Annotated in this window: 5 protein-coding genes and 1 pseudogene; 4 read left to right on the top strand and 2 right to left on the bottom strand. The window is 39.5% G+C overall.

The features are described from left to right. Positions 1-83: 83 nt before the first annotated feature. Both WQ57_RS19690 and WQ57_RS19685 read left to right on the top strand, forming a co-directional pair. Complete coding sequence (locus tag WQ57_RS19690) at positions 84-398, top strand: helix-turn-helix domain-containing protein (RefSeq protein ID WP_046522972.1); 315 nt, start codon at positions 84-86, stop codon at positions 396-398. After that, entirely contained in the window at positions 371-1,348 is a 978-nt protein-coding gene (locus WQ57_RS19685) for an IS3 family transposase (RefSeq protein ID WP_156183066.1), read from the top strand. The genes WQ57_RS19690 and WQ57_RS19685 overlap by 28 nt, the downstream gene beginning before the upstream one ends. Before the next feature lie 510 nt (positions 1,349-1,858). Here WQ57_RS19685 and WQ57_RS19680 read toward each other — a convergent pair. After that, positions 1,859-2,095, bottom strand: a complete 237-nt coding sequence (locus WQ57_RS19680; protein WP_046525475.1) for a DUF2536 family protein — start codon at positions 2,093-2,095, stop codon at positions 1,859-1,861. 128 nt (positions 2,096-2,223) lie between these two features. After that, a pseudogene (locus WQ57_RS19675) lies at positions 2,224-2,879 on the bottom strand (branched-chain amino acid transport system II carrier protein); the annotation flags it as partial. A 1,158-nt stretch (positions 2,880-4,037) separates the two neighbouring features. Here WQ57_RS19675 and WQ57_RS19670 point away from each other — a divergent pair. Together WQ57_RS19670 and WQ57_RS19665 are read left to right on the top strand one after the other, a co-directional pair. Continuing rightward, positions 4,038-5,402, top strand: a complete 1,365-nt coding sequence (locus WQ57_RS19670; protein WP_084820331.1) for a phenylacetate--CoA ligase family protein — start codon at positions 4,038-4,040, stop codon at positions 5,400-5,402. Positions 5,403-5,426: 24 nt separating this feature from the next. After that, positions 5,427-6,398 carry an amidohydrolase family protein gene (locus tag WQ57_RS19665; RefSeq protein ID WP_046525474.1) on the top strand — a complete coding sequence of 324 codons (972 nt, stop codon included), beginning with the start codon at positions 5,427-5,429 and terminating at the stop codon, positions 6,396-6,398. The last annotated feature ends 8 nt before the right edge of the window (positions 6,399-6,406 follow it).

Raw genomic sequence — 6,406 nt, 5'->3', positions numbered from 1 at the left:
CCCCCTAATTCTTTTGGACACCTACTTGAGAGAAACAGTACACTAGGGTCAAGAAAATCAAAAGAAGTTAGGGGGAGAGAAGAATGGCAAACAGAAAAATACCAGCTCTTGAGGAAGTCAAAAAAAACTATGTCAGACTAGCTCTTGAGTCGGGGAATTATTCCTCTATTGCCCGTCATGCAGGTATCGATCGTACTACTCTTAATAGGTGGATTCAGGAATATGAAGATGAAGTAAGAGGACAGATGGAGGACCCTGCCTCAGCGGTACTATCTATAGAACCTACGAAAGAAGAGTTAAAGGCGAAATACGAACAGGCAATGAAACTGCTTGGTGAAAAAGAACTTGAAGTCGCTATGCTTAGGAATTTATTAAAAAAAAGCCAATCCCGGCCCTGACGGTCCTTGAAGAGATAAGGTTATGGGCAGAGGAGGGGTTTGCGATTACTAAATTGGCAGAGGCAGCTGGAGTAAATCGGTCTTTATATTATTATCATGCGGGGAGCGACGAAGAGATCGTAACCAAGGGAAAAAGGGGCCGTCCAATCCCAGGTTACTCAGTAACTGAAGCAGGAATTATTATCTCAGACGAACAGATAGAGGAGTTCCTCATGGAGGCGATTGAGGGAGATGGGGCGACTTACGGCGTTAAGAATCTTACAGAATATCTGAGGGAGCATCACAAACTTAGAATCAACCACAAAAAGGTGGCTAGACTATGTGGCAAATTGGGAATTCTCCTTCCCCACCGGACAGGCAGCCCGAAGTATCCCAGACGTCTTGTCAGGAATCGACTAGTCACAGCTCCGAACCAGCATTGGCAACTGGATATTAAATATGGGTCAATTGAAGGAAGCCGAAGGTTTTTCTTTATCGCAAGCGCCATCGATGTGTTTGATAGGCGTATTGTAGGTTATTACAGAGGCTCTAAATGCCAGGCGAAGGACATAACCGGAATGCTTAAGGAGGCCATTATCAGGAGAGGTCTGAAGGCCCCAGAGGAGCAGGATGGGCACTGTATCGTCCTTCGTACCGATAACGGCCCTCAGTTCGTAAGTAACCACTTTGGTGAATTCTGCGAAGAGAATAAAATCTTTCACGAGAGGATTCCTCCTAGGTCACCTAATTATAATGCATTTATCGAGTCGTTCCACAGCAACCTGGAACGTGATCTCTTCAGGCGTTTCACATTCGAATATTTTGAAGAGGCATATTACCGCATTGATGAGTACATGGAGTTCTACAATGAGAGAAGATACCATGGCAGTCTGGGGCGTATGTCTCCGGCCAAATTTTATGAAAAGTACAAGGATATTGGGTTTCCAGAAGAAATGGCTATCAGTCTATAAATAGCAAAAAAACACCCTTCTTCACTTATCTTTTACGAACGAAAGTGAAGAAGGAAAATAAAAAATAAAAAACTATGATAGAGCGAGAATGGTGAAGCAGGTGTCAGTAATTAGGGGGTCAAACCGTAATTGGTGCAATAATTGAGTTTTATGATGCAATCACCGCTTTTTATGAAAAATTAACCATGTTATTAAATAAGTAATTGTGTTTTTCTTGTTAATACCTCAAATGTGTTGAAGAAGCGCTGGGCTATGGTGGGCTGACGCCTGGATATATCGCTAAACGGGGCAACTGCCTTCGAGAAGGGCTCATCTTTTTCTTTACAAATTTAAGCACTATTTAATTAAATAAAAAAATCCAGCAGGAACCGGGGTTCAGCCGTTTCCTGCTGGATTTTTTATGTCAATCTTCAGCTGTTGCGTTTAAATCTTTAATGTTTCACCTTGAAAAGTTCCATAAAAGCCTAACAAACACTGCCTGGCACCGTTCGCACTCTTTACTTTCCGTTTCTAGATCGAAATAGAAGAACCGACACTTTGCTTAAGCTTAAAGTGCACGACTGCACTATAAAAGCGGCGTCCGTCATCGCTAACGTACATTTGGTGGGAGACAGAATGGACTGAGAGCATAAGGGCTTTGTTGTTTTCGATTTGTGCTTGAATTTTATCTTCCAGCGCTTTAATGCTCTCAGCCTCAAAGAACTCAATCTTATCTTCATAAAAATCTAAATTTAGCTGTAAACTCATCTTTTCCTCCAATAGGCATAATAAGCATTATTTTATCATCGGATTTGAGTATTCTTCAAGAAAACAGGAGGTTACAGCTTTTCGCTATAAAATAAGGAACCAGCTTAGAATTTCTAAGCTGGTCCCAATTAGCGATATTGAACAGCCGTTTTCCCAGAGCCCATAGGCCATAAAAAACCTATAACCACACCAGCCAGAGCAGGTAAGATCCAGCCAAGCCCAATCTCGTAAAGTGGTAAATGATCCATGTAGAACAATTTAATGAATTCAAACAATGGGAGAGCCGCGCCTGGTAAACTTCCGACCAGCGAACTGTAGCCGTCGAAGAAGCTTACACAAAAAGTAAAGAACGTTGCCGCTGCGTAAACACTCTGCTTATGTCCGAATAGAGAGGAACACAGGGACAATAAAATTAGAACAATGGCTAAAGGATACAGCAGCATTAATACTGGTACTGCAAATTGAATGATATTGTTTAAACCAAAGTTGGCAATGCAAAATGACATAAAACATAGAATCAAAACGAACCATTTATAGCTTACTTTTGGCAATAGCTGATGAAAAAACTCGCTGCAAGCTGTAATCAATCCAATGCTCGTTTTTAAACATGCCAATACGATAATGATGGCTAATAAAATAGAGCCATATGACCCAAAATAATGCTGAGCCACTGCAGCAAAAATTAAACCGCCATTTTCGTAGGAGCCAATGGCAGATACGCTCGATGCCCCATATAAGTAATTAGTCCGTAAATCAGCATCATCAGTGCCATGGCGAAAACACCTAGCAAACGGTGACTGGCACTGTTCACAAGTCGTTTGCACGCTAAAAAGGGGAAAGAACCCCGCCAAACAGAACCCATGAGAGTATTTTTTGCTCTAAGGGTTTTTTCTTTTTTTGGACATTTTTGGGACAAAGGGGATTTTTTTAAAATATGGAACTATGTTCTAAGTACAAAATTATCAACCATTTGCAACTTGCCCATTTTTATGGTTCATTTCTGTGTGTCTTTTACTGGTATCAAGCAGTTAAGTAGGACATTTCTCTGGTTAATCTATTTCTTAAAGGACTCCGCGCTGTGAGGGAGTGTTCAGTCTCCTTTTTTGGTCTTGATGGAATTTTGGCGTGAGGGCGTATTTTGAAGCCCTTTGGTTCACCTTTTTTCTTCCTCTTAGTTTGGTTTTTGGTAATCATACAAATATAAAGGTTTGCTGCAGATACCCTGGTTCAAATGTCAGAGTCTAGGTTGGGTCCCTGAACAGCCACGATTTTGTTAATTGCAGCTGGTCTTGATGTTTGTCAAGTTTCGCAAATGGCATATCCACTTTAGATAGGAAGAAAACGTCCTTCTCCCTATGCTTTGCCTTTAAGGCGTCCACATCAAAACGGGTTCTCAGAAGAGCTCCCTCCATGATTTGCTGTCATTTATTACTATGGTTGGCTGAGCTTCATGGCGGTCCGTTAAGTCCGTAATTTAATGTCAATAAAGCCGATCACAATCGTAAATAAACTCCATAAAGCAAGTGAATAAACACCATAAAGCATCGCAAAATTCGGATCAGTAACAATGACGCCTCCAATAGTGCCGATGGTGATGGCGGAAAAGAAGTTAAGAAAGTCATTTGGCTAAATTCTTTTCTTCCCATGATTTTTGCTATTACTAAGCAAAAAAGAGAGGGGGGATTCTAGGTTAATTCGACCATACTCAGAGTCCCACCATTTTCCCTTATCGTACCTATTAAAAAATAAATTTACGTTTTATATAGCTTTATATTTTATTTGCTTTGTTTTTATTTAATCAGGGGTGTAAGGATTGCTTATACCTATATTAAGAATGTGTATTACCATTTTACTATTAAGTTCAAATATAATCTAAATATAAAGAAGACTTAGAATAAGCAAATATCTATATAGTGATAATTTTATAAAGGGGAGTGAAGTGTTGCAAACAAAAGTAAAGACAAGGAAAGTCACCTATGCCAATCCTAAATTTAATCAAATGTCAGAAGAAGAAATCAAGGACCACCAAGAAGAGCTATTATGTAAACAATTAAAATATGTTTATCGAAACTCTCAACTTTATCGAAAGAAATTCGAGGAATCAGGTGCCTTTCCAGAGGATATCCAAACCATTGAAAATTTTCAAAAGTTGCCGATTTTTATGGACAAAGCAATTGAAAGAACAAGTCAACAAGAATCAACGGATAGATTTGGCCATCCATTTGGCATGCATCTTTGTAGTTCTCCCGATGAAATCGTATTTACAGGTACAACTAGTGGAACCTCAGGTGTGCCTACCTTTACCTACACTTTTACTCGAGCTGATATTGAATTTTTAAATCGGTATATTAGACACATGCTTAATTATGGCGGTATTCACGCAGGTGAGCGATTATTATTTTCACATGCATTGGGTATATATGCTACTTCTTCTATTTTATTTGGTGTTAGATCACAAGGTGTCCTACCAATAGATGTAGACGTTCGCGCAGGTAGTAAAAGCATTTTACAATACGCGAAGATGGCAGGACCAACAGCTGCCATGATGACACCTTCTCTTGCTGAACATTTGATTCATAAAGCAGCTGAGTTGGGAACAGATGTTAGAAACCTGGGGCTTCAAGCTATTTTTACAGTCGGGGAAATAGGTGTAGGTGTTCCTAAAATTAAAAAAAGAATAGAAGAAAGCTATGGTTGCAGAATTTATGATTATTTAGGAGAGCTAGGCTTTTCCTGTGACTCGGATGAATACCATGGGATTCATTGTGTTGCACCAGATCTTAATTTATTTCCATTAGACTTAATAGACCCTGAAACCAAAACTCCGTTAGCTATCTATAACGGTGTGATTGGAGAGAGGGTTACTACAGAATTAAATTTGAAAGGGCTTCCAAGAATTCGCTATGCAACAGGGGATGTCATTCAAGTCTTCACTGATGAGTGTTCGGGGTGCGGTTTTAGTGGAAAGAGAGTAAAATTTGTTGGTCGTTCAGATGACATGCTGATTGTTAAAGGGGCAAATGTCTATCCGTCTGCAATTAAAAAAGTCGTATCAAATTTTATTCCCGATGTAACTGGAGAACTGCGAATTGTCCTAAATAATCCACCGCCTCGAGTGGTTCCTCCCCTTCAAATCAAACTTGAATATGGCAGCCATTACGATAAAAGCAGATTATGTGTGTTGGAGGAGAAAATAAAAAATGCTCTTCATACGGAGGCAAGGCTTACACCAGATATTATTTGGTGTGAACCAGGGACTTTGGAGAAATCCCTTACAAAGACACCGCTGTTTGAAAAAAATTATTAAGGTTTAGAAAAAGGAGTGAACCAATTGATTATTGATTGTTCGAATACTTTGCCGGAGTTTCTTTTTGAATCACCGGAAGAAATGGACCCGAAAAACACGGAATATCGTCTATTATTTGGACCAAAGTGGGCCCAATTGGCTGGGATGACGAAGGAAGAATTCTTTAAAAAAACGGAGAGTCAATCAGTGGCAAAGGTAATGAATGACGTCTATTCAAAGTTGCAGGACAAATTTTCGATGGAGAATTTTTTAAACATGCTCCATGAATCTGACGTCGTGTATCACGCCATTCACAATATGGATTATGGTCGGGACGGGAACGATCCTCCTGTGGACCATGATTATATCGGTGTAATTTTAACCAAATATCCAAATCGTTTCATTGGATATGCAGGGTTCAATCCCCATAAGGGGACAGAAAGTTTAAAAACGGTTCGAAGAGCGATAACTGAACAAGGCTATAAGGCAGTAGTCATTCCGCCATATGAGCATGGTCTGAAAGCGGATGATCGGAGATACTACCCTTTATATGCCCTTTGTGATGAATTTGATATTCCAATTTGGATTCATAGTTCCATAAATTATTTTCGAGAAACCTCTGTATTTCTTGATCATCCATCTAATTTAGAGGCACCACTTATGGACTTTAAGAATCTAAAAATTATTGCGGGTCATGGTGGTTGGCCATGGATTCCAGATATGATTGCGATGTTACTAAAATATGAAAACCTATATGTGGATACATCAGCTTTTAGGCCGCGTTATATTGCGGAACCAAATACAGGGTGGGATATGTTTATGTATTATGCCAACACATTGATCCAGGATAAAATCGTATTTGGTTCTGATTGGTTAACAATGGGTATGCCAATCAAAGATGTGATAAAGGAAATTGAAGAGTGGCCGTTAAAAGATTCAGTGAGAGAAAAGTTTTATTGGAAAAACGCAAACAAAATATTCAAACTTGGCCTACAAAAGCCTACTTTAACCAAATAAGAATGAAG

It is taken from the genome of Mesobacillus campisalis (assembly GCF_000986785.1).
Taxonomy (GTDB): Bacteria; Bacillota; Bacilli; order Bacillales; family Cytobacillaceae; genus Mesobacillus_B; species Mesobacillus_B campisalis.
This window is presented reverse-complemented; position numbering and strand designations above follow the sequence as displayed.